Raw genomic sequence first — 26,554 nt, 5'->3', positions numbered from 1 at the left:
TGTTTTTGTTTTAAATAACAGTAGGACTTATAAGTCCTGTAAGCTTTCCGCAATCTCTGTTGCAGACATTTTGCAGGTAGCAAATTTCCTGCTTTTAATAAGTGGAATATCTTCTCTTTTGCTTTTCCATGAAGATGACTTACCATACATTGTTTTGTTGATAATTCCTACAATTTTATGCTGCCCTAAATAATCGTCCAGTTCTGCACACTCTTTTTCCAATTCAAAGTTTACAGGTTTATAATGGGTGATCATATTAGGTCTTGTACGCAGTGTAAACCTCCATGGTTCAATAAATTCGTAGTAAGGAACATAAGACTTCCGGGCCGGGCAGTACTCTTCCTGTTTCAAAAAATACTGTCTTTCTCTTGCTGTAAGTCCCAGCTTCGGGTCATTCCAGGAATATGAAGAAATATGCTGGAGTTTCTGTACTCTCTCTACATATATTCTCCGCCCGAATTTTCTTTTCTTTTTTAAAAACCGGCGGCTTTCCGAATACATGTAGGTATTAATTTTCTTCAGTATTCCTTCAAAGAATTCTCCGTCTTTGGATCTCATGACATCTTCTCTTACCACAAAGAATCTTACAAATCCTCTTTGATAAGGTTTATCCAAAAGAATCCATGGGGTATTTCGTCTGATTTCCCAAAGTTCTTCACTACGTCGATATTTTTTTCTTATCTGCTTTTCTACATCTTTTCTAATTGCTCTTTTTCTGCTTCTCACACTTCTCAGGCGGGAGAACAGAAGATTATCATTTTCCATTGTTAACAGAAGCCTTGTGTGAGATCTTAATTTTTATCTCACACAGCTTTTAATCAACTAAAATACTAGTTGAATGGATTAATAATAGACGAAATAGTTCTGAGGAATATTTCTCATCTTATTTTGCCTTTAATGACACTAAAAAAGATTTCGGGGAAACTTGAAGTTTGAAATATTGCGCAATAAAAAACCCGAAATCTCTACGACTTCGGGTTTTGATATTTCATTGTACTGTTATTCTAAGAATGTACCAAACCGCGAAGCCTTACCACCATAAGTGGCAATCCAACTGTAGAATTCTGTTTAGTTCTGAACATTGCTTCGTCGTTTTTTATTGGTTAAACTTGATTTTCAGGTGCAAATATAGACATTTTTCTGAGAATCAAAATATTTTTTAATAAAAAGACTGGTTATTTCTTTAACCAGTCTTTAATTTATTGTGAAATTAATCTTTTGAACCCAGACTATCCATTTCGTCATCCATTCCTTTCACCTGATTGGAATGATAGACTCTTTCTGATCCGAGAAAGTAAAGATTATGTCTTGCTTTGGCAATGATACCATTATATTCATCCTCAGTCATACCCTCCGGAATGCTATCTCTTTTTTCTGAAGGTTTTCGGTAGACTTCAAGAGCTCCATATTCATTTAATACTTCTTTGGCTGCTTTTGCCTGTTCAAGATTATCGGTATAAACAATAACATTGCTTCTGCCTACACTGTGTTTACGGTAAGCGTCCAACATTTCTGCATCGTGAGCAAAAACATAGTCAAAAAAATCCTGTGTCTGTTTATCTTCCTGATACTGATCAGCAGACATACCACTTTCTACTCTGGACTTTGAAATAATGATGTTTGCTTCGTCAAAGCCTTTTTCTTTTAATCCTTTTTTAATTCCCTCTGTATCTACAGTCACCGGAAATACTGAAACTACTGTATAAGCCATAATGAAATTTTTTCATTAAACTATACAAAAGCCATGCAAGTTATTCTCTACAAATAATTAATTTAGGAATTTTTCCAGAATTTCTACGGCACATTTCGGCAGGTTGGTTCCGGGCCCGAAAATAAAATCGGCACCGTTGGCATACAAGAATTCATAATCCTGTTGTGGAATTACTCCACCTACAACGATGGTAATATCATCTGCTCCCAGCTTGGATAACTCTTCCACCACCTGCGGAACCAGTGTTTTGTGTCCTGCTGCCAATGAGGAAACTCCTAAAATGTGAATATCATTCTCCACAGCCTGTTTAGCAACTTCTTCCGGGGTCTGGAATAAGGGAGCCACATCCACATCAAATCCCATATCGGCAAATGCTGTTGCTACTACTTTTGCACCTCTGTCGTGGCCATCCTGTCCCATTTTGGCTACCATTAGCCTTGGGCGTCGTCCTTCTTCTTCTTCAAATTTCTGAGTCAGGGTAAGGGCTTTTTCAAAGTATTCATTTTTACCGGCATTCATTGCGTATACACCAGAGATTGTTTTAATATTTGCTTTATATCTTCCGAAAGATTCTTCCATGGCATCACTCATTTCGCCAAGGGTAACTCTTCTTCTTGCGGCTTCAATACATAATGCCAGAAGGTTTCCTTTTCCTGTTTTTGCGCTTTCACGGATGTCATTAAGGATTTGTTCCACTGCTTCTGTATTTCGTTCTGCTTTGATGGTATTCAGTCTTTCGATCTGCTTTCTGCGAACTTCTGTATTATCAATATCTAAGATTTCTATCTGCTCCTGTTTCAATGAGGATTTGAATGAATTCACTCCGATAATGAATTCTTCTCCGCTATCAATCTTAGCCTGTTTTTTAGCAGCAGCTTCTTCAATTCTCATTTTTGGAATTCCGGCTTCAATAGCTTTGGTCATTCCTCCTTCCTGTTCTACCTCATCAATGTACCTCATCGCTTCTTCAATCATCTGCTGAGTAAGGCTTTCCACCAGGTTACTACCTCCCATCGGATCTACCACATCACATATTCCACTTTCCTGCTGAAGAATGATCTGTGTATTTCTTGCAATTTTTGCTGAATAGTCGGTGGGAAGTGCAATGGCTTCATCCAGTGCATTGGTGTGGAGAGACTGTGTTCCTCCTAAAGCAGAAGACAACGCTTCGATAGCTGTTCTTGTAATATTATTAAACGGTTCCTGCTCTGTCAGAGACCAGCCGGAAGTCTGAGAGTGGGTTCTTAATGCCAGAGATTTCGGGTTCTGAGGATTAAACTGTTTTAAGAGGGTTGCCCAGATATACCTTGCGGCACGCATTTTAGCAATTTCCATGAAATGATTCATTCCGATTGCCCAGAAGAAAGATAATCTTGGGGCAAAATCGTCTACATTCATTCCTGCTTTGATTCCTGTTCTTACGTATTCAAGACCGTCTGCCAGTGTGTACGCCATTTCAAGTACGGGTGTAGCACCAGCTTCCTGCATATGGTATCCGGAGATGGAAATTGAGTTGAATTTCGGAATGTTTTGCGAGGTATATTCAAAAATATCTGCGATGATCTTCATAGAAGGTGCCGGCGGATAGATGTACGTATTTCTCACCATGAATTCTTTCAAAATATCATTCTGAATGGTTCCTGAAAGCAGTTCCTGTTTTACTCCCTGCTCCTCTGCCGCTACAATGTAGAAAGACAAAATTGGAAGTACCGCTCCGTTCATGGTCATGGATACTGAAATCTGATCCAGTGGAATCTCATTGAAAAGAATCTTCATATCTTCCACAGAGTCGATGGCAACACCTGCTTTTCCTACGTCTCCCACCACCCTTGAATGGTCAGAATCATATCCCCTGTGTGTGGCCAGGTCAAATGCTACGGAAAGCCCTTTCTGGCCGGCTGCAAGGTTTCTTCTGTAAAAAGCATTGGATTCTTCAGCTGTGGAAAACCCGGCATACTGACGAATCGTCCATGGCTTCTGAACATACATGGTGGAATACGGCCCTCTCAGATAGGGAGCAATTCCTGGTGAAGTCTGCGTTAATGATTCATCTTTTACATCTTTTTTTTCATAGGATGATTTGAGTTCAAGGCCGTCTTTTTCAAAATTGTAAATCTCTCTTTCCTGAGGTGATACACTAAAATCCGGGTTTTTCACAGAAATTGTCTTTCGCATTCCAATTATTTTTGTCCCCGTAAAGTTAATTTTTTTGAACGAAACATGAAACTTCTGTTAACATTCTGTTTTTCTTGATTTTAGCAAAAGAAAAAGGCCAGACATTTGTCCGGCCATTCTTATTTATAAATAGTGTGCTTATTTTTTGATAAGCTTCGTATTGTAAGTATTTTTGTCATCTTTTATCGTGATCACATACATCCCTTTGATTAATGAAGCAACATTAATTCTTTGTCCGTCAATCTGACCTTCCTGAGCTAATCTTCCGTCAGCAGTATAGATTTTATAATCTGCTTTTCCTTTCAGATTTTTCACTTCTACGAAAGTATCTGCAGGGTTCGGATAGATTGAAATCTCAGTTGATTTTACATCTTTTGTTTCATTTACAGCAAGGGTTTCTGCAATTTTTACAGTAAAGTCTCTGAAGCCTCCAGTAGAAATAACTCCTCCTCCCTGTACCGGAACTGATGAAACACCACATGGTCCTGTGGCTGCATTAAAGAATGTACTTGCAACTCTCATTCTCAATGATTTATCGCCTGCATATGCAGTTGCGGGCACAGTAAATGTAATTGTTCCATCATGGAAGCTAAGCTGGTTTGCTGCATTGTATACAGGGACAGCTGAATGAGATCCTACTTTTTCTGTAGATTCAAAAATTCCATTTCTATTATAATCGATCCAGATTTCAAGGAAGTCACTGTATGTACCCAAATCATGCCCTAAGTTTCTAAATGAAGCTGTATACTGGGTTCCTTTAGTTAAATTAATTATTTTCGTTGGATCATCACTGAAATCAAGATAAGTTTTTGCTGCAGTGGCTAAATTACCGGAGAAATAGGCAAGATTAGATAGGTTAAGCTGAATAAGACCGCTATAATATGGGGCATTCAGGTTATTTCCCCCTGTACTCATCAGACAATAATCTGCTCCTGTAGTTAAACCTTTTGTTTTAAATGCATAGTTTGCTGAGAATGTTCCCGGAACACTATTCACAACAGCCGCAACCTGAGCTTCATAATTAGTTTCATCCTCTAAACTACTTAATAAAACAGAGTTTACAGAGCTTGTTGTATTCTGCCAGTTTGTTTCTCCTACTTTTCTATAGTTAATAGAATAAGTAGCTCCAGGCACGTTATTCCAAGACAATCTTGCTGTAGTTTTTAAGATTTCAGATGCTAAAGCAGATACTCCTGTAGGAGCTGCTGTAGTAGATGTAGGGGCTGTGCCTACAGTTACTTGTGGAGATACTGCATAGAATACGTTTCCTATAGCTGAAATTTTTAATTTGATTGCTCCTGTCAGATTTGCAGGCATCTGTACTGTATAGGTTCCTGTATTTGGAGTGGAAGCCACTAATTCTGTCCATGCAGATCCATTAACAAGGTCTGTAGTATACTCAATCTTTACATTACTTGCATTATATGGTGCGGCATTGGTATTGGCAACATCCCAGGTAATTGTATTTGATGCATTATTGTATAGGGTTGTCGAAGAAGTAATTCCATTAAATTTAAATGGTCCGTCATTTCCTACAGTAAGGGTTGTTTCTGAAGATACAAGCATTGGTCTCAAAGCATTTTCATCTCTAGCAGTTACCGCATAGTGAAGTATTCTCGGTATGTAGGAAACTGTTTCCCAGGTAGCTTTATTAGTAAGTTTTCCAGCCATTACAAGTGGTAAACTCGGGAAATATCTTCTTCCGCTTGCTGTTCCGAAGAAAGATCTTGCAATCGAGCCTTGTGCATTGTATCCCCAACCACTGTCTCCGGAAATAGAAGCAAGATTATTGACACTGTCATATTGCTCCCAGGTATATTTTATTGCATCACCTTCAGCATCGGTAGCAGATGCATCCAGGTAATAAGGAGTACCCTTTGGAATAGTGTATGCTGTAAGGGCTGCAATAGTAGGTGCTGTATTATTTGTAATATTTTCAGATGTTCCACAAGTAGTCTTGGCGTCTAAGCTATTTAGAATCTGATTAATTGAAGAATAATGGAAATAAGCATCCGAATTAGCCTGTACATTGTCCTGAGTAATTCCGGCATATCCCATAATTGTTGTTCCTCCACCCGGCTCAACATTTACACCAGAGCCTTCCGTAGCATGTGAAAAGGTATGGTTTCCTCCAAGCTGGTGTCCCATTTCATGCGCAACATAATCAATATCAAAAAGATCTCCTGTTGGATTGGTATTCTGTGTAAACGCAGATCCTTTTGCTAATGAAGTAGCTGTAGCAGGATCTACACATGTAGATCCGATAGATCCGGCATTTCCGTTACCACCGGCAGCATTGAATACATGCCCCATATCATAATTCGCATTCCCTACTTGAGCTGTTAAGGTTTGCTGAAGCTGTAAGTTTAAGTTTCCAGTATAAGGGTCTGTTGCAGGGTCTGTATATATAATGTTAGGAAGATCCTGAATAATCAGTTTAATTGCAAAATCTTTTTGAAAAACGCCATTTACACGGGTTATAGTAGCATTCATCTGAGTAACGGTATTGGTTACTCCTCCAGTCGGATCAAATTTCTTTGTATATTCTCCCGTAGTAGAGAGAGCCAATCTGTAAGTTCTGAATTTTGTACTTGCCGGTCTGCTTGTAATTCCTACATTAGAAAGATTTTTTTTTCCGAAGGCTTCTAATGATTTAATATCTTTGAAATTTTTCTCTTCGGTAGTACATTCAAAACCATGATCTGCCTCTGTTCTTTTTGTTTTATAGAAAACACCATACACCTGCTTATCAGCAGTAATAGGCTCTATAAACTGAAACTTCCCGTCTTTGATAATCATCGACTGCATTTCGGTAGGTGCAGTACTGAATCTTACATATTTGCCAGGATCATCAACCCCTACTCCTACATAAGATCCCAGCTGATATCTGTCTGCCATGGATTTCTCCATAACAGGATCACTATAAACAGCAAATTTTTCAATTTTTCCTTCTGCTGTAGGCAGAGATACGATCACAGCCTGAGCTCCTTTACCTGTTTCTACAGCATCTTTCAGAATATTTCTAAGATACTGTAAATCAAATCTGTAAGCATACTGAACTTCGACTTCTTTTCTGATCTCTGATGTTCTTTGTGAGGCAGGTTCCCACCTCTGCGCATTAAGGCTGGATAGCCCAGCAGCCAATGCACAAACCAGTAAAATTCTTTTTTTCATAATTACCTAATTAGTTTAGAATTAATAAACTTTAAATATCCGCCTTAAAAATAAGAATTATAAACATAACAACATAAAAAAAACAGTCAATTTTAAATAAAATCGACCGTTTGTTTAAATATTTTACTTTTTTAAAATTATTTCTTTATTCCCATTTCAAACAATGCAAATGATATAAGATCTGCATTTTCACTGATCACCTGATCTGTAGATCTTCCGGCGCCGTGTCCTGCATTCTTTTCAATTCTTAAGAGAATAGGGTTTTTACATGCCTGTTTTTCCTGAAGCTCTGCACCAAATTTGAAAGAGTGTGCCGGAACAACCCTGTCATCGTGATCACTTGTGATAATCATTGTGGAAGGATAACAAGTTCCTGCTTTTACATTGTGTACCGGAGAATAAGATTTAAGGTATTCAAACATTTCTTTACTGTCTTCTGCAGTACCGTAATCATAAGACCATCCTGCTCCGGCTGTAAATTTATTATACCTCAGCATATCCAGAACTCCAACTCCGGGAAAGGCTACTCGGGCAAGATCAGGCCTCATCGTCATTGTCGCTCCTACCAGTAATCCTCCGTTTGATCTTCCTGACAGCGCCATGTATTCTTTTGAAGTATACCCTTTACTTTGAAGATATTCTCCGGCAGCGATAAAATCTTCAAAAACATTTTTCTTCTGCTGTTTAGTCCCGGCATCGTGCCACTTTTTACCATACTCACCTCCTCCACGGATATTTGGAACAGCGTAAATACCGCCATTCTCCATCCAGATGGCATTAACTACAGAGAATGATGGCTGCAGGCTGATGTTGAAACCTCCGTAAGAATACAGAATAGTAGGGTTTTTACCGTTAAGTTTAGTTCCTTTCTTGTAATTGATCATCATAGGTACTTTTGTACCGTCTTTTGAAGTATAGAATACCTGTTCTGAAACATAGTCATCCGGATTAAACTTCACTTTAGGTTTTTGATAGATTTCAGATTTTCCTGAGTCTACATTGAATTTATAAGTAGTTCCCGGTGTAATATAATTGCTGAAAGAGAAGTAAACATCTTTCTCTTTTTCTTTTCCTCCGAACCCTGAGATATTTCCTTTGCCGGGAAGTGCAATTTCTCTGATCAGTTTTCCGGTTTTATCAAACTGTTTTACCTGATCAATAGCATCAATCATATAGGTTGCGAAGAAATATCCACCACCTGAAGAAATTCCCAAAACATTTTCTGTTTGTGGAATGACATCTTTCCATGTTGCCGGAGCCGGGTTACTGATGGTTGTTTTTACAAGACGCATATTCGGTGCATCTTTATCTGTGAAAATGAAAAGATCATCACCCTGTGTGTCTACAATGCTGGCATTGATATCAAATCCGTTCATAATCTGCACAAAATCTCCGCCTTTTTGAAGGTCTTTTATGTACAATTCATTACCATTTGTAGCATTAGCTGCAGAAATGATAAGATATCTCTGGTCTTCAGAAACTCCTGCACTAAGATATCTTCTTGGCGTTTTCTCTCCTCCGAAAATCAGTTTATCTTCAGACTGCTTTGTTCCCAGCTTGTGGAAGTATACTTTATGTTTATCAGTCATCCCTGAAAGAACTGTTCCTTCTTTCGGTTTGTCGTAGCTTGAATAATAGAAGCCTTCGTCTCCCTGCCATGAAATTCCACTGAATTTCACATCCAGTAAAGTTTCATCAATTTGTTTTTTGGTTACTGCATCAATGATGATGATCTTGTTCCAATCGCTTCCTCCTTCAGAAATAGAGTAGGCAGCAAGGTTACCTTTTTTATTGAACGACAGGTTGGAAAGAGAAGTTGTTCCCTTTTCTGAAAATTTATTAGGATCTAAAAAGACTTCTGTAGCATTGGTCTTGTTGTTTGTTCTATACAAAACAGACTGAGCCTGCAGACCGTCATTTTTATAATAATAGGTATAATCTCCTTCTTTGAAAGGTGCAGAAATTTTTTCATAGTTCCAGATTTCCTTCAACTGATTTTTAATTTTATCCCTGAACGGAATCTTAGAAAGGTAATTCTGGCTGTAAGCAACTTCTTCATCCACCCATTTTTTTGTAGGTTCAGAATCATTTTCCAGATCTCTGAAGGGATCAGAAACGGCAGTTCCAAAATAGGTATCTGTCTGGTTTCCTTTTAACGCTTTAGGGTAATTCATTTTCTGAGAATAAAAAGATGCTGAAAATAATACTCCAGCTGTTAACAATATAGGCTTAAAATTCATACTGATCGGTTTGTCTCAAAAATACGTAAAGTATGTGAAATAAAAAAAGCCCCGTTGTATTGGGACTTTCTATACTTTATAATCGGTTATTCATTGGCTCCGAAGCTTTCAAAATAAAAATCGGTAAGGTTGGAAACAATCTCATCCGGGCTTCCGTTCCAGTAATATATTTTGTCTCCTACTTTCATTTCGTAAAGATTAAAACTCTGATCAGCTGTTACTGTTTTATCAGCATTTTTGAAATCCTGAGCTGCCTGAACCAGATATTTTTTCAGTTCTTCTGCTTTTATTTTACTCAGATCGCCTTTTGGTCCGGAAGTTAATTTCGAGGGAACCAGAAAGCTTACGGAATAACTTATTTCTGCAATTTTTTCGTCCTTAACATATTCATTCGGTACCACTTTTACATTTTTAACAGTCAGTTTTCCTGTTTTAAAATTCCCAAACATCGCAATAAAATACTCTTCCGCCTCTTTTTTGCATGCTGCAGCCGTGGCTTTAGGGAAAGCAGCCAGAAAATTCTCAACGCTGCCATTTATCATTTCTTTTGAAGTTTCCTTAAAATCTACCTGATACGCATTCTGGCCTTCTACAGTAGGTCTTAGATAATCGTTAAGTTTGTTCAAAGCAGTTTCATCATTATTCACAAAAGTTCCGAAAAAGAGTTCAAAGGCTTCTTTGGGTTTCTTCACTTCTGTCTGAGCCATCAGCTGTTGTCCCATCACGGAAAGCAATAGCAGGAAAATAATTTTGTAATTTTTCATAGTTTAAATTGTATTTAGTATGTAAAAAAGCCTCTGAAAAATCAGAGGCTGTATTTTAATTATTTCGATTTTTTAGTAATTTTCTTCTTCCCCTTTCATCTTTTCTGCATTTTCTGCCATGATTACGGCATCAATCATTTCAGAAATATCGCCATTCATGTAAGCATCAAGATTGTACATAGACTTGTTGATTCTGTGATCTGTAACTCTACCCTGTGGATAATTGTACGTTTTAATTTTTGCAGAACGGTCACCGGTAGAAACCATGGATTTACGTTGTGCAGCGATATCTCCCTGTACTTTCTGTAATTCGATATCGTATAGTTTTGTTCTCAGCATTTCCATCGCCAGCTCACGGTTAGCAAGCTGAGAACGAGCCTGCTGACAAACCACAACAAGTCCTGAAGGCTTGTGGGTAAGCTGAACTTTCGTTTCAACCTTGTTTACGTTCTGACCTCCGGCACCACCTGAACGGGAAGTCTGCATTTCAATATCTGCAGGATTCAGTTCAAAATCTACTTCTTCAGCTTCCGGAAGAACTGCAACCGTAATGGCAGAAGTGTGTACTCTTCCCTGAGATTCTGTCTCAGGTACACGCTGTACACGATGAACTCCGGATTCAAACTTCATGATTCCGTAAACACCTTCTCCTTCCACTTTCATGATCAATTCCTTGTATCCTTTCGCTGCTTCATTAGAATCTGTCACTTCATGTCTCCATCCTTTTGTTTTGAAATACATGGTATACATTCTGTAGATATCTTCCACAAAAATAGCGGCTTCATCACCTCCGGTTCCGGCACGTAGTTCCACGATAACGTTTTTGTCATCTGCAGGATCTTTAGGAATCAGCAATACTTTCAGCTCTTCTTCCAATCCGGGAAGTTTAGCCTGGGCTTCCAGTTTTTCTTCTTTAGCCAGATCTACCAGATCTCTGTCTGAACCATCTGCAATGATTTCTTCAGATTCTGCGATACTATCCAAAGCGCCTTTGTACTGATCATAAACTCTTACAATTTTTCCCAAATCACTATATTCTTTGTTCAAAGAAGAATATCTTTTTTGGTCTGAAATGACATCAGGCTGTATAATAAGGTCTGCAACCTCATTATATCTTTGTTTTATAGCTTCTAATTTTGGAATTAATGATTTAGACATTGTAGAAATTTTGTGGGTGCAAAGATAAGGATTATTAATTCAAAATTAAAATTCCAAATCATCATAAATTTTTGAGCATTAGGGATAAAGAGTCAAAAAGGTAAAAAAGCTGAATTGTAAAAATGTTTATTATATTGAAATCAGGCTCTAAGATCCTTTAGAAAGTCTTCTGTCTATCAGATATAAAATAATTCCTACAGCGATAATTCCCAATCCTATCAAGCTTTCCTTAGGGTTATGAATGAATGTAAAATAGAGAATATAGATACTGAACAGCAGAAAAACAGCCGGAAAAATATGGAAAGCATTCGACTTAAAGATCTTCCTGTCTTTTTTCTTCAGGAAGAAAACCGTCGAAATCGCAAGACTTGCAAAAAGCTGTAGTATAAAAGCTGTATAGACAAAAATTTCTTTAAAGCTTCCCGTTAAAATAATAATAGCAGCAATCACAGCATGGGCAAAAATAGCTCTTACCGGAATTCCTTTTGTATTTCCAGATGATAATGGTTTCCAGATTTGGGTATGTTTTGCAAAAGCCTGTGTCAGTCTTGAGCCAACCCACAAGTATCCACTTATGGTTGCAATCAGCTGCAGGGCTATAAAAATATTAACAATTTTTCCAAAAGCCGGACCCAACATATTGACTGCTGCTTCGCCCATCACATCTTCTTTTCCTGCCAGCTGATTCACTGGAGCGTGTTTCAGCATAATATAATTCACCAGAATATAGCTTACCGTCACAAAAACAGTTCCTATAATCAATGATTTAGGAAGGTTTTTCTGCACATCCTTTATTTCTCCCGCAATATAGGAAGCTGAATTCCAGCCTGTGTAGGAATAGGTCACAAATACCAGAGAGGTTGCAAAGGCAGGAAGCATGATCTCATTCTGCCAGCTGTCACTGAAATTAAGGCTGTTGCCGATCTGGGGTGAATTTGAAATTCCTACTCCAAGAATAACCAGTACAATAATAAAAGCGATCTTAATGAATGTAAAAAAGTTGTGAAACCTGCTGGATGTTTTCAGGCTGAATGATAATGCAATTGCCACCAGGAATATCGCGGCTATGGCAAATCCGTTTCCAAAGCTATAATCAAATACAGAAAGGTATTTTGACATAGCCAAAGCAGCCAGCGCTACGGGAGAGGAAAATCCTATGATGAGCGAAATCCAGCTTATGAGATATCCGAAAATCGGATGATAGGTTTCTTTAAGATAAATAAAATCGCCTCCGTTTCCTTTAAAATGGGAACCCAATTCTGCGTAGCAAAATGCCCCAAACAAAGCGAGAACCCCTCCGATGCTCCATAGCAGGAAAATACTGTAGGTGTTGGTAATATCGGAAAGCTGAAATCCCAGGGTGGTAAAAATCCCTGTTCCGATCATATTGGAAACGACGATGGCTGCGGCTGTTTTCCAGCCAATCTGATGTGAGGCAGTACTCATTTAATGATTAAAAATTAAAATTAAGCCTTCCGAAGAAATAATTCCCCAGCGTTCCCATCTGCACAGGCGCATATTTGAATACTCCATAATATGAATTTTTATAAATCTGGCGGTCCGGAAAGACATCAAATATATTGTTGGCCCCTACTGTAAAATTGATACTTTTGGTGATATCATACCCAACGCTGATGTCTGTCACTACTTTTGGTGAGAATTCCTGCACGTCTCCAAACGGATAACCATCTCTTATTACCTTACCAAAATAGGTATTTCTTACGAGAAAACTGAATTTTCCTATTCCATAATTTAATCCTAATGAAGCTTTTGTTTTTGGAGACAGTGTTTCAATGATATTGATCTGATCGGGACCAAAAAACTGATCCTGAGGCGTTCCTAAGTTTTCAGGAAAATGAAAATCTGTGATTTTTGTTTCCGTATAGTTTCCGGCAAGATTCATATTTAATTTTCCATTCCCAAGAATCCAGTCATAGGAAACCACTACATCTACTCCTTTCGTTTCTGTATCAATAGCATTGGCGAAGAATCTTCCGCTTTCTACTTCATTTCCATGCCCAACTACAGCAGGATTTGATAATCTTGGATCTGTAATATTACCTGTAATAACTATTCTGTCTTTTACTTTAATAAAATAGCCATCTATTGTAATGAACAGTCCTTTTAATGGTTTTAACGTCAATCCGGCACTTGCATTGACAGAAGTTTCCTGCTTGAGTTTATCAAATCCAAGAATTCTGGCAGCTTCACTATCGTTGCTGAATATTCCTTTGGTAACAATCTTTGAACCGGAAGTAGAAATATCTGCATAGGAATTATTAAAATACTGCTGCTGAAGTGAAGGAGCCCTGAATCCTGTCCCAACAGCGGCTCTTACCGCATAGTTTTTTACAAACTCATATCGTACCGCGAGTTTTCCATTCAAGGTGTTTCCGAAATCTGAATAATTTTCAAACCTGGCAGCAGCATCAATATTCAGTTTTTTATCCAAATCATAGGAAACATCTGCATATACTGCGGTGGAATGCCTGTCTTTCTTCAAGGCATTGTTGGGAGAAAATCCAATAAAGGATTGAGATCCTCCCGCACCAAGTACTGTTGATCCTTCAGTAGCTACATTTCCATCGATGTCATATTGGGTATAGGATGCTTCGTCACCCGCTTTAATCTGGTATTGTTCAAACCTGAACTCACCACCGAACGCAATATTGAAACGGTTTATATTTTTAGAAACATCAAGATTAATGGTATTCTGAAGGAAACTATGGGCGCCTGCATAAAAACTTGTGGGTGATTTTGCTCCCAGAGAAGCATTATTGGTGTTGCTTACCTTATAATTGAAGGTATTGCTCCCGAATGTATTACTAAGGTCAAATAGCCAGTTGTTAACATTATATTTTGCACCTACAGCATAGGAAACATCATATACCTGAGACCCAAGAACCGCCTGAAAACCGTTCGGATAAATGGATGAAACCACATTAGACTTTTCGCTTGGCAGTCTTCTGAAACCAAACCCTTCTCCTTCTTTAATACTGAATCCTCCGAAAGAATAGAGTTTAAAATGATCATTAAAGGGATATTCTGAATTGAAAAACAACTGTCCCTGTCTGATCTGGGCATCTCCGATCTGAAAATTGAAATCATCACGGGTCAACCCTCTTTTTTCAATTTCGGCATCATCCGCAGCTCTGGCTGCTTTTACCGCTTCAGCGTCACCTGCAAATTCATACGCAAAATTATCTCCGAAAATATCCAGATCGTGATTTTGAGTTCTTGTGGTTTTTCCTCTGTGGCTTAATTGCAGGGAAAGATTGATATAACCGTCTTTCTTTCCTAATGAAGCTCCGTAGTTGACTCCTGCCTGATACGTATCTCCATCATTTCTTCCACTTAATCCGTAAGTAAGGCTTGCTGAAGCTCCGGCATTTTTCTTAAGAATTATGTTGATCACTCCGGCAATAGCATCAGAACCATATTGTGCAGCAGCTCCGTCTCTTAACACTTCTATTCTATCAATAGCAATTACGGGAATGGTACTCAAATCTGTTCCTACGGAACCATTTCCTACAGTATTCTGATAATTGACCAATGAGGTTGTATGTCTTCTTTTTCCGTTAAGCAATACGAGAACCTGATCAGGGCCCATTCCTCTTAATGTTACGGGATCAATATGCTCTGTGCCATCAGAAGCAGACTGCCTCACTGCATTAAACGACGGAATCACATAATTAAGGAGATCCTGAGCAGTCATTTGGGGAGAACTTCTCTGGATTTTGTCAATATTAATTACATCTACAGGAACCGGTGTCTCCAGCTTTGTTCTTTTGACATTACGGTTTCCGACGATGATAATATCTTCGATCTGTTTTCCTTTTTCCTCACTTTCCTGAGCAGCTACCAGAATTGCTCCAAGCAATAGTACAGCTGTGCTTAATTTTTTCATTTTTGTTCTTGCCAATTAATACTACCAATCTGACGGATCTTTCCGCAGATACACAAGACTTCAAGAAATGGAATTCATATAGAGTATTGACTTCAATTATCTCTCCCAAAGGGTTGGAATTAGCACCTTTACACGCTGGAATTGTGCAGGTTGCTAAGGTTTCACCGGGCCAAATCCCTCCACCTTTCTTGATAAATCTACGGCAAAAGTAGACTATTTTTCTGAACTTACAAAAAAAGCAAATCTGCTGATCTGCAAATTTGCCTTTTATTTTGTATGGAACTTGTTTAAACTTTTTATTTTTGAACCATTAAGATTTAATAAGAGTTTAAAAGGATTAAGAGAAACTTAAAAATCAGAATGATTAACCTTAACTATACTTTATTTCTTAAACCTTCTTAATGGTTTTTAAGATATTAAATATTTTTTATAAGTCTAGACAACTAAATCTTTTGTTTTATTTAATAATCATCTTTTGAATGGCTATTCCTGTATCTGATTTCAACCGCACAAGATACGTGCCTGCCGGATAATCAACCTTCAAATTATAAGTTCCGCTCTCTTTATCGAGTTTGAAAGTATCCAGTTTTTTACCGGTCATATCAAAAATTGAAATTTCCCCATTTTTTGCTTTATTGAAAACCAGTTTAGCGATTCCATTTCGGACAGGATTATCTGCAATCTGAAGAGATAATTTGTTGGCGGCATTGACATCTGCTGTTGACAAAGCACCCGCGTAATTACCAAAGATTCTAAATTCTCCCGATTGTAAAGTGATTGGAGCTGTTGTGGAAGCTACATTTGAAATACTGTTGTCCATCAGATTCTGCCATTGACCTGTGTAAGGGAAATAAGGCACTACATTCTGTGCGGAAGTCGTGTAATTGGCCAATACGACAACATTCTTTATTCCTGTTGTAATAGAGGCATCATATACATAAATTCTTGTGATCAGACCATTGGGGTCGTTCGTAAGATTGTTGGATTCTATACTATAGGTTTTCGATTTAAAGACCTGATGACTGTTTCTGATGTTGATGATTTTAGCCCATGTATCGTAGACCGCCTTTCTATTCAGATCAGTATCATATCCGAGCGTAAATGCAACAGGTTTCTCATCGGTTCTGCATCCGCTGTCTATCGTACCGTTTGCACATCTGTTGATGCTGAATTCATATCCTAATTCTCCAAACTGCCAGATCATTTTCGGACCAGGGATAGTAAAGAACGTGGCCCCGAATGTTTTCATTCTTTCAAGAGCGGTATTCAGGTTTTTTACATCATAGCTTCCGTTCGCTGCACCGTATGCAAGGTTTTTAAACATCAGTCTTTCTTCATCGTGGCTTTCTCCATAGCCTACGGCACTCATATTGGTAAATCCGTGAAGACTGTGGTTCATTCGGTCGTAATTGCTGTTTTCCTTATATCCCATCGTATTCTGATTGTAAGGATCTGTCTGTTTATTCCAAAGCATAACGCCTTTTCCTTCTGCTATTCTGTAATTCGCCCATTGCTGTTCTTCTGCATCAGTTCCAAGGTGTTCGAAGATCATATAAGAATTGGGATCAATGGCCCATTGTTTATCAGCATAATTTTTCATGATATCCACTCTGTCCTGCTGGTAGGCATTGGTACAGGCCTCATCATTTTCAGAACAGCTTTGCGTAAATCCTTTGGTTAAATCCCAACGGAATCCGTCTATGTGATATTCAGTCAGCCATTGCTCAAGACATCTTTCAACATAATATTGCGTTGAAAGGCTGGTATGGTTAAAATCGTTAAATACATTGTATGAATGTTTCGGAACCTGATTAAAGTAAGGGTTGTTGGCTGCAACATTTCCATAGCCATCACCATCCGGATCAATATTCCAGAGTCTTACCAGAGGTGAACGTCCTGTTGCGTGATTAAATGCGACATCCAGAATGACTGCAATTCCGTTCTGGTGGCATACATCTACAAATTCTTTGAATTTTTCCGGAGTTCCATAGGCTTTGTCCAATGCATAATGGAAAGAAGTATTATATCCCCAGGAAAGATTTCCGTCAAATTCCATGATGGGAAGCAGTTCTATAGCATTGATTTTCAAATTCTTTAAATAGGAAATTTTATTGATCAGTGACTGCCAGTTCTTTTCCTGTGTGAAATCTCTCAATAATAATTCATAGACTATAAGATCCTGTTTCGCAGGTCTTTGAAAATTGGTAACCTGCCAGTTATAAGCGGCCTGGCCTGTTTTAAATGTTGACACTTCAAAACCCTGTCCGGCAGGAAATGCAGGTAAGTTTGGATAGGTAGAAGCGGAAATCCACGGATCATCATAAGAGGAAAGAATTTGTGGCGAATAGGGATCTGCTACTTTTCTCAAATCATTGGTTCTGTATTGGAAGGTATGGAGTTGCTGAGGTGTAATTCCATTGAGCTCAATCCAGTACAGATCGGGATTTGTGGTGTCTTTTTTCATTAAATAGGTATCATTTACCGTCCAGTTATTGAAACTTCCTATGACGTGTACAAAATTTTTTCCCGGAGCATATAAAGCCAGTCCCACCTTGGTTGGATCGGTCGGATGATAATTGATTCCCTGTCTGATCCAGTTGGGTATTGCCTGGGAAACAACATTTCTCGGAACCTGTACAATGAATGCTGCCGTTTTGGAAGTGGTTCCCTGTGTCGCCACAAGTTCCATATTTGCATCCTGGGTAACCGTATAACTGTAAGAATAAGACTGTGAAGGCGTTGTTGTTGAATTGACAACAGTTCCGTTGGCTTTTAGCTGAAATGTAGCATTGGTACTTGCCGTCGCCGTAATGGTGATGGAATTTCCTGCAGGAACTGAAGTGAGGCTATTGGCCAGCGGATTGGTAAGATTTAAGCTTAAAGTACCCACATTCACAAAAATGTCTGGAGAGGTCTGATGAGATCCTGTCTTATCCTTTAATAAAAACCCAAATCTTCCGATTCCTGTTCTTCCATAAAAAGAAGTTGGTGTAAAAGTGAGTGAATAACTGTCTGTTGCTGCATTATAATTCAGCTTATTCAGATCATTGGAATTGTTCCAGCTGCCATTGGTAGGGCAATCCTGGCTATTCTGATAATTGGTGTCAAACGACCATGTCCAGATATAAATGGCGTTGTTGGAAACGCCCCACGCAGACTCATCAATCTGATCCCCGGGAACAGTAAGCGTGATCACATCTGTTTCGTTGAACGGATCAGGAGAAATTGTATAATTGATCTGTCCGAATACAGCCATGGTAATCAACAGAAAAACAACAGAATAAAACTTTTTCATTTATTATTTTTTATCGAATATAGTATAAATTTTTCTTCATGACCACTATTCCTGTTCAGTATTCATCAAATATTTCTATTTTTTGGGAGAAATAATAATAAAAAAAGACTCATGAAATTTTCATGAGCCTTCCAATAAAAGTAATTGTAATGAACTAATTTCTTTTGGCGAAATCTTTGGTATTGAGATCCGCTTACTCCTTTATAATCTTTTTAGAAACTGATTGTCCGTTCTTTAACTTTAACTCTACGATGTATAATCCTGAAGGAAGTTCAGTCAAATTGATCTGACGATCCGAGAACTGTACATTCATTCTTTGCCCTACAGCATTGGCAATGTTTACTTTTTCAATTCCTGAATCAGCTTTAATCATAAGAATTCCTTTAGTTGGGTTAGGATACATTCCAATGACAGATTGATTCAGTTTGATTTCTGAAGTACCCAAAGAAGAGGTAGGCTTGATGCATCTTACTGATGACCCCTGCCCTCTCATAGCTCCGGCAGATGGATTGGCAATCGTTGATCCGATATACAGATATTTCCCTCCCAGACTTGATGTATCAGAACTCCAGAAATATCCTCTTTGCCCTACAAAAGTAAAGTTCCCGTCACTGGAGCTTCTGTAGCCTCCTGCCGGTAATTTAAGATGACTGTTATAAGCCGTTGTTGGGTTAGAAATACTTTCAGCTCCAATTAAAGTAGTCCACTCTGCCTGAGAAGGCAATTTCCATCCTGCTCCTATTGCTTTACATGGATCTATTCCGGCGGATGCATTCACATCCGCAACAGATACTCCTACCCACGTATCTGAACCTGCAAAACCTGCCCACCATCCTGGAGATCCTGCAATATAACTTCCCGCAGTGGTATTTGTTCCTTCCGGAGTATTAGGTGATGGAGCCGGTACGATCTGAGAATTTCTAAGCTGGTGACCATCATCCCATCTTCCCCATTGGAAAAGGTCCCCATAAGAATTCGCATCAGCTGATGATGAAGCCACCTGTGAGCTCCCCAGATTCTGCTGAAGCCATATTTTTCCATCTGCTCCTCTTACCGTAGTATAAGCAACCTGTTGTCCACGATACATAAAACTTACACAGCCTATGTCTCCTGCATTAGCTCCAGGGTCTGTGTTGCTGCATGTTTGTGGATTCAGGTTCAGAGAAATTCTTTTCACCTTTGCTGTATTGTCGGAATAAGCCAAAACAAGATAATTTTGTGCCTTATCTATTGCTAAATCATTGTATTTTGCCTCTCCAGCTGAAACAAAATCTCCTCCAAAAGGAACCCAGTTTTGTGAATCGTCTAATTGATAAACGGTATTTCTCAGGAAATTATCATTTTCAAAACGGCTGGCTACCACATATGGCTTTCCTGATTCTGTTACGGCTAAGGCAACATGCTGTACTCTTCCCTCAGAAAAATTGGCATTTCCAACCTGCACCCAGGAGTTTCCGTCAAACTTTCTGACATTCAACTTCCTTCCTCCTCCGGAGTTGGAAACATAAGCAACATAGATTGTGTTTGCTCCATCTAAAGCAATATCAGCATTATACTGCTCTCCTGATGAAGAAGCATCTGCAGCTGTTCCGCCTACCAGACTCCAGTTTTGTGCTGAACTTGCATCTGTACTGTTCTGATATACTTTTATCCCTCCGGAAACATTACAGGTATAGATCATATTATTGGTTCCGATGACCATTTCAGCGAAGTCAGCACCGCCCGAAAAACCTGCATTTCCTATCTGCTCCCATGCTCCTCCGGAATATCTTTTAACCGTTCCTGAACCATAAGAACCATACGTGAAAATGATATTATCAGAGGAAACGGCAGAAGCCTGATAATTAACGGAACTGTCTGTAACATTCGGAAGCTGAGACCATAAAGACCCTGTAAATAAGCGTACTTCCATCCCGGAGCCTGGATAACCAAGCTGATTGGTATAATAAATACTGTTTCCGTTCGGACTTATAGACAATGAGTTGTAAGTGGCTGTTCCTGTAGTAACTCCGGGCGTTCCTCCTAAGTAAGACCATGAGTTTCCGTTAAATTTCTGAACAGAGCCTTTAGCTACTGAAACATCATAATAGGACAGATAATAGTTTCCTGAGTTATCAATAACAAGATTATTAAAACTGCTTCCTCCTGCAGATACATTCTGAATGCCTCCTACATTTTCCCATTGCTGGGCATACATATAGCTTCCAGCAACGGTTAGCAATGCTAATCCTGTTCTGATTTTCCGTATTGCAAAATGTAAATCTTTAAACATATGAAATATTATTTTTAATTATTCTAAATTTAATTTAATTTTGCGCAAAAGTACTTCACATCATCAACCCCGAGTTATCATTTTCGAACTTTTGGTTATCCTGCGGAGGACTTTTATCGTAAGAAGTTGTACCATGGCTGTAAAAATGTGTTGTATGAGGAGTCAATTAAAAAGTGGACATTTGTTCATATCCGAGGACATCAAAATCATCATGCAGGAAGACCTGCGTCCTGATCAATCCTTCAAGTCTCATATGCTGGAGGGAAAGTCAAGTTTTAATTTGATTTTCATGTTGAGTGATGGTATTAATTTAGAAGGTCATGATTGCGGAACCCAGTTTTTATTCAAAAAAAATCAATACATCCTCCATTATTCTCCTAAAGAAAGTGTTGCTGAACTCTGGACAGAAAACCAGGAAATTCTGAGGTACCTCCAGATTCAGATCAATTATCAATATATTTTTAACCTCATCAATCCAAAGCTTAATCGTGAAAATGCTGAAATTCTGGAAAACATGATTCATAATAATTTCATTTTCCTTCATAAAGAAACGCCGCCGGACATGACGGTTGAGATGCATATGATTGTAAAAGAGATTCTGGATTATAATAAGAAAGGAATCATGCAGAAGTTATTTATAGAAGCAAAGATTATCAAACTTCTTATCCTGATCTTTGAGCAATTTAATGAGAAAAACATTTTCGAAGACACTCCAAAAACGTCTGAAATGATCAGGAAATTCATTGATGAAAATTACCATAGAAATATAAAAGCAGAGGAAATTGGAAAATATTTTGGACTGAACCAGAATACTGTCAGAAAGGAATTCAAAACGCAGTATCATACAACGATTGCTCATTATATATCAGAACTCAGGATGCTGAAAGCAAAGAAAATGATTACCAATAAAGAAATTATGATCAAAGAAATTGCTATTGAGTGCGGTTATGAATATCTCCAGAACTTTACGCGGGCTTTTAAAAAGAAATTTGGGGTATCTCCGGAAAGTCTGAGGAATAATAAATAGAAAAACCGCTTAATTGCTTAAGCGGTTTTATATATGTTGTTTTGCTTTGATATTACTTTTTCAGAATTCAGGTGAAAAAGCAATGACAATCAATTAATGATGATGTCCGTGATCGTGAAGGAAAGGTCCGTTTCCTTTAGGCTCGCTATAGATAACTTCTACACCTTCCTGCTCAGAAATAAGCTTTCTTCTGATATCTTCAGGATCGAAAGGCTTTACTTTTCCGAAATACTCTTTCAAACCTTCAGTTAGCCACATTGGGATTACTAATCCGAAGAACATAAAAATACACCAGAATCCTACTAGGAACATAGTAATGAAGAATATAGTCCAAAGGAACTGGTAGAACGGCCAAAATGCTGATAATATCGTTATCATTCTCTTAAAGATTTTAGGCAAAAATAGAACTTTTTTCCTTTTTACACAAAAGATCAGCGTTCTATTTTGTTATTTATTTTAATTTTAAACTAATTAGTGAGCAAGATTTGCAAAGAAATCATTGCCCTTATCATCGGAAATGATGAAGGCAGGGAAGTCTTTTACTTCAATTTTTCTTACTGCTTCCATTCCTAATTCCGGGAAGTCTACCACATCTACAGATACAATATTGTCTTTCGCAAGAATGGCAGCCGGCCCTCCGATAGATCCAAGATAGAAACCTCCGTATTTATGACATGCATTGGTAACATCCTTACTTCTGTTTCCTTTTGCCAGCATGATCATACTTCCACCATGGCTTTGGAATTCGTCTACATAAACGTCCATTCTTCCGGCAGTAGTAGGCCCGAAACTTCCTGAAGCCATTCCTTCCGGAGTTTTTGCAGGTCCAGCGTAATAGATCGGGTGATTTTTGAAATAGTCCGGCATTGGTTTACCGCTGTCGATAATTTCTTTGATTTTTGCGTGAGCAATATCTCTTGCAACGATTAATGTTCCGTTCAGTTTTAATCTTGTTTTGATCGGATATTTGGAAAGCTCTGCAAGAATTTCCGGCATTGGTTTGTTCAGATTAATCTCAACAGCTTCTTCCAGATGTGGAGGAGTATCAGGTAAGAATCTTTTCGGATCCTGTTCCAGCTGCTCCAGGAAAATTCCTTCTTTGGTAATTTTCCCTTTGATATTTCTGTCTGCAGAACAGGAAACTCCCATTCCTACCGGACAAGATGCCGCGTGTCTCGGAAGTCTGATCACTCTTACATCGTGAGTAAGGTATTTTCCTCCAAACTGAGCTCCGATGGCACTTTCCTGGCAGATTTTCTGAACTTTAGCTTCCCATTCAAGGTCTCTGAATGCCTGTCCGGCTTCATTTCCTTCTGTCGGAAGATGATCATAATATTTTGCTGAGGCTTTTTTAACGGCTGCAAGATTGGCTTCAGCTGAAGTTCCTCCGATTACCAATGCTAAGTGGTATGGCGGACATGCAGCGGTACCAAGGTCTGAAATTTTTTCTTTGATGAATTCTTCAAGAGATTTTTCGTTCAGTAAAGATTTCGTTTTCTGATATAAGAATGTTTTATTGGCGGAACCTCCTCCTTTCGTTAAGAATAAAAATTCGTAATAATCTCCTTTTTTAGCATAGATATCAATCTGTGCAGGAAGGTTGGATCCGGAATTCTTCTCATCAAACATCGTTAAAGGAACGACCTGAGAATATCTTAAGTTTCTTTTCTGATAGGTATTGTAAATTCCTTTGCTCAGGTATTCGCCATCATCTACTCCTGTATATACATTTTCTCCTTTCTTTCCCATTACAATCGCTGTACCTGTATCCTGACATGAAGGAAGAGCTCCTTCTGCAGCTACTGCAGCATTCTGTAAAAGGTTGTAAGCAACGAATCTGTCATTATCTGTAGCTTCAGGATCATCAATAATTCTTCTAAGGCTTTCCAGGTGCGAAGAGCGAAGCATGAAAGAAACATCTGCCATGGCTTCTTCTGCCAATAACTCCAGTCCCTTCGGATCTACTGTTAAAATTTCTCTGTCACCCAGCTTTTCAACCTTTACATAATCTGATGTAAGTTTTTTGTACACCGTATCATCTTTCTGAATAGGATACGGATCCTGATATCTAAAATCCATTCAATTTTTGTTTGTACAAAAATACGCCTCCTTTAAAAAAATATGAGTAAAATCAGTCATTTATATTGATATTTATAATGATTATAAATTGGAGGTTTCTGAGTTTATAAGTACCTTTATAGAAGCTAAATAAACAAAGCCAAAATATTATTTATTTCATTAAACATGATACTACCAACAATTTTTTTGGCGTAAAAAATAAAAGATCATACAAATTTCAACACTATGAATTACAGAATAGAAAAAGACACCATGGGAGAAGTGCAGGTACCTGCAGATAAACTTTGGGGTGCACAGACGGAACGTTCCAGAAATAATTTCAAAATAGGACCTGAGGGTTCAATGCCGCATGAAATCATTGAAGCTTTTGCTTATCTGAAGAAGGCTGCCGCTTATGCCAATACTGATCTGGGAGTACTTCCGGTGGAAAAAAGAGATATGATCGCGAAAGTATGTGATGAAATTCTGGAGGGAAAATTGAATGACCAGTTTCCTCTGGTGATCTGGCAGACGGGTTCCGGAACACAGTCGAACATGAATGTGAATGAAGTGATTTCCAACAGAGCACATGTCAATAACGGCGGCACATTGGGAGAAAAATCTGAAATCCACCCGAATGATGATGTGAATAAATCTCAGTCATCCAACGATACCTATCCCACTGCCATGCACATTGCTGCGTATACCAAAGTGGTGGAAGTAACCATTCCCGCTGTTGAGAAACTAAAAAATACGTTGTCTGAAAAATCAAAAGCCTTTAAAGATGTTGTCAAGATCGGGAGAACCCATCTCATGGATGCCACTCCGCTTACTCTTGGGCAGGAATTTTCAGGTTATGCAGCCCAGCTGGAATTCGGATTGAGAGCTTTAAAAAATACCCTACCTCATCTTTCTGAGCTTGCCTTAGGAGGAACTGCTGTAGGAACAGGATTGAATACGCCTAAAGGCTATGATGTAAAAGTAGCGGAATATATTGCTCAATTTACAAAACATCCTTTTGTTACTGCTGAAAATAAATTTGAAGCCCTTGCTGCACATGATGCGATTGTAGAATCTCACGGAGCTTTAAAGCAGCTGGCTGTTTCTTTATACAAAATTGCTCAGGATGTTAGACTGATGGCATCAGGGCCACGCTCGGGAATTGGGGAAATTCATATTCCTGAAAATGAACCGGGATCTTCTATTATGCCGGGGAAAGTAAATCCTACTCAGAATGAAGCGATGACGATGGTTTGTGCTCAGGTTTTAGGAAATGATACCACCATTTCATTTGCCGGAACTCAGGGGAATTATGAACTGAATGTTTTCAAACCGGTAATGGCGTACAATTTCCTGCAATCTGCCCAATTGATTGCCGATGCATGTATTTCTTTCAATGATCACTGTGCGGTAGGTATTGAGCCGAATCATGAGAGAATTAAAGAGCTTGTAGACAAATCTTTAATGCTTGTAACGGCTTTAAATACTCATATCGGATATGAAAATGCCGCTAAAATTGCTAAAACAGCCCATAAAAACGGGACAACATTAAAAGAAGAAGCCATTAATCTTGGCTTGTTGACTGCTGAACAGTTTGACGAATGGGTAAAACCTGAAGATATGGTTGGAAGCTTAAAATAATGATTTTATAACTGATACTATGTAAAAACTCCGGGAGCCATTCCCGGAGTTTTTCATTTGCTATCAAAGTAATATTTAATCTAATCCAATGGTTAAGCCGAATATCAGTGCTTTATCATTTTTGAAATAACCGTCTTTAAAGAAGTTGCTGAAATCTTTTTTAACAAATAAGCTGAAACTGTTATAAGAAACAGTAAGCTGTGCTCCGTAGACGAAAGGATTCACCTGATAATTTCCACGGTCTCTCATTTCGCCATCGTTTCCTTTTACAATATTGTTGGTAGACATTTTTACGCCACCATATACATTGGCTCCAATTTTAAATCCTGTGTAATAACTTCTGTACTGAACATCCATTCCACCATTCTTAAGTTTGGAAAAATTATACTGCATCCCAAGAGGAACAATAATATATCCTGTTCTCAGTTTACTTTTATCAAGGCTGCCGCCATATTGAGACAGAACTACTCCCTGATCTGCACTTTTGGTAAAGAACATATTATTATCTGTCCTCACCGTTCTCCATGAAAATCCCAGTCCTGAAGTAATAGCCCACGGACTTGTTCTGCTAAGCTGATAGTTCAGTTTCAGACCGAATTCCAGGTTATTGGCATATCCGATATTCTTATCCAGTTCATTATCCGGAGAACTGTTTGTCAAAGTCATGATTCCGTATGAGAAATATCCGGTAAAGCTTCTTGTAGGGCGGAATTTTTTCAGCAATTTTTCTTTAAGCTCTTCTTTGGAAGTCACATCAGTATTCAGAAGAGAATATCTTACCTGCTTCTGAATCACATCATCCAGATCAAATCCCAGTTCTTCAATCCTTTTATCCATTTTTTCAGAATAGCGGTCTGCAATCTTAGCTTTTTCTCTGTCAAAATCTGCCTTATCAAGATTTTTTGCCTGCAGAACCAACAGTTCTTCTTCCATCAGCTTTTTCTCTTCCTGGATAATGGTATTGATTTTTGCTGCATATTCTTCTACTTTCTCTTTTACAATTGGGCTCACCTCTGTATCTTTTTTAGAAGAAAGGTTAATATTGAAGGTCTTCTGTGCATAGAATGATGCGGAAAAAGAGCACATCAATCCCATTACGATTAATTTCTTGATCATATTATTAATTTTTAAA

Annotated in this window: 16 protein-coding genes and 1 riboswitch; of the genes, 2 read left to right on the top strand and 14 right to left on the bottom strand. The window is 38.4% G+C overall.

The genetic code is table 11. The features are described from left to right. Positions 1–27 precede the first annotated feature (27 nt). The 11 genes from ACLI50_RS20920 to ACLI50_RS20870 all read right to left on the bottom strand — a co-directional run bounded on the left by ACLI50_RS20920 (position 28) and on the right by ACLI50_RS20870 (position 20,696). The gene (locus tag ACLI50_RS20920) at positions 28–765 is read right to left on the bottom strand and encodes a hypothetical protein (RefSeq protein ID WP_202840052.1); all 738 of its coding nucleotides are present in this window, start codon (positions 763–765) and stop codon (positions 28–30) included. A 445-nt stretch (positions 766–1,210) separates the two neighbouring features. Further along, positions 1,211–1,711, bottom strand: a complete 501-nt coding sequence (locus tag ACLI50_RS20915) for a P-loop NTPase family protein (RefSeq protein WP_411414574.1) — start codon at positions 1,709–1,711, stop codon at positions 1,211–1,213. Between the two features lie 57 nt (positions 1,712–1,768). Next, positions 1,769–3,886 carry a methylmalonyl-CoA mutase gene (gene scpA / locus ACLI50_RS20910; RefSeq protein WP_202840055.1) on the bottom strand — a complete coding sequence of 706 codons (2,118 nt, stop codon included), beginning with the start codon at positions 3,884–3,886 and terminating at the stop codon, positions 1,769–1,771. 138 nt (positions 3,887–4,024) lie between these two features. Then, positions 4,025–7,060, bottom strand: coding sequence for a reprolysin-like metallopeptidase (locus tag ACLI50_RS20905; protein WP_411414573.1), 3,036 nt, complete (start codon positions 7,058–7,060; stop codon positions 4,025–4,027). A gap of 137 nt (positions 7,061–7,197) precedes the next feature. After that, positions 7,198–9,300: a prolyl oligopeptidase family serine peptidase gene (locus ACLI50_RS20900; protein WP_202840059.1), complete on the bottom strand. Its 2,103-nt coding sequence runs from the start codon at positions 9,298–9,300 to the stop codon at positions 7,198–7,200. Positions 9,301–9,386: 86 nt separating this feature from the next. After that, positions 9,387–10,064 (bottom strand): hypothetical protein, encoded by a 678-nt coding sequence (locus ACLI50_RS20895; protein WP_202840061.1) that lies wholly within the window; start codon positions 10,062–10,064, stop codon positions 9,387–9,389. 72 nt (positions 10,065–10,136) lie between these two features. Continuing rightward, entirely contained in the window at positions 10,137–11,222 is a 1,086-nt protein-coding gene (prfA, locus tag ACLI50_RS20890) for a peptide chain release factor 1 (RefSeq protein WP_062676053.1), read from the bottom strand. 147 nt (positions 11,223–11,369) lie between these two features. Further along, positions 11,370–12,668, bottom strand: a complete 1,299-nt coding sequence (locus ACLI50_RS20885) for an APC family permease (protein WP_202840063.1) — start codon at positions 12,666–12,668, stop codon at positions 11,370–11,372. 7 nt (positions 12,669–12,675) lie between these two features. Then, positions 12,676–15,129 (bottom strand): TonB-dependent receptor plug domain-containing protein, encoded by a 2,454-nt coding sequence (locus tag ACLI50_RS20880; protein WP_411414572.1) that lies wholly within the window; start codon positions 15,127–15,129, stop codon positions 12,676–12,678. 93 nt (positions 15,130–15,222) lie between these two features. Beyond that, a riboswitch (SAM riboswitch) is annotated at positions 15,223–15,327 on the bottom strand. Between the two features lie 259 nt (positions 15,328–15,586). Further along, complete coding sequence (locus ACLI50_RS20875) at positions 15,587–18,424, bottom strand: alpha-amylase family glycosyl hydrolase (protein ID WP_411414571.1); 2,838 nt, start codon at positions 18,422–18,424, stop codon at positions 15,587–15,589. A gap of 193 nt (positions 18,425–18,617) precedes the next feature. Continuing rightward, complete coding sequence (locus ACLI50_RS20870) at positions 18,618–20,696, bottom strand: T9SS type A sorting domain-containing protein (protein ID WP_411414570.1); 2,079 nt, start codon at positions 20,694–20,696, stop codon at positions 18,618–18,620. A gap of 154 nt (positions 20,697–20,850) precedes the next feature. On the opposite strand from ACLI50_RS20870, the gene ACLI50_RS20865 reads away from it, so the two are divergent. Further along, on the top strand, positions 20,851–21,723 hold the full coding sequence (locus ACLI50_RS20865; protein ID WP_411414569.1) for a helix-turn-helix transcriptional regulator: 873 nt from the start codon (positions 20,851–20,853) through the stop codon (positions 21,721–21,723). A gap of 93 nt (positions 21,724–21,816) precedes the next feature. Here ACLI50_RS20865 and ACLI50_RS20860 read toward each other — a convergent pair whose 3' ends face one another. Next, positions 21,817–22,101, bottom strand: a complete 285-nt coding sequence (locus ACLI50_RS20860; RefSeq protein ID WP_170872059.1) for a hypothetical protein — start codon at positions 22,099–22,101, stop codon at positions 21,817–21,819. Between the two features lie 93 nt (positions 22,102–22,194). After that, positions 22,195–23,802, bottom strand: coding sequence for a fumarate hydratase (locus ACLI50_RS20855; protein WP_202840072.1), 1,608 nt, complete (start codon positions 23,800–23,802; stop codon positions 22,195–22,197). Positions 23,803–24,027: 225 nt separating this feature from the next. Between ACLI50_RS20855 and fumC the strand changes: the two genes are divergently transcribed. Continuing rightward, the gene (gene fumC, locus ACLI50_RS20850; protein ID WP_202840074.1) at positions 24,028–25,422 is read left to right on the top strand and encodes a class II fumarate hydratase; all 1,395 of its coding nucleotides are present in this window, start codon (positions 24,028–24,030) and stop codon (positions 25,420–25,422) included. Between the two features lie 75 nt (positions 25,423–25,497). Here the strand turns inward: fumC and ACLI50_RS20845 are convergent, their stop codons facing one another. Next, the gene (locus ACLI50_RS20845; RefSeq protein ID WP_411414568.1) at positions 25,498–26,538 is read right to left on the bottom strand and encodes an outer membrane beta-barrel protein; all 1,041 of its coding nucleotides are present in this window, start codon (positions 26,536–26,538) and stop codon (positions 25,498–25,500) included. Positions 26,539–26,554 lie beyond the last annotated feature (16 nt).

It is taken from the genome of Chryseobacterium cupriresistens (genome assembly GCF_046614675.1).
Classification (GTDB): domain Bacteria; phylum Bacteroidota; class Bacteroidia; order Flavobacteriales; family Weeksellaceae; genus Chryseobacterium; species Chryseobacterium cupriresistens.
Note: the sequence above shows the minus strand (reverse complement) of the source record. Positions and strands in the feature narration are given on the sequence as shown.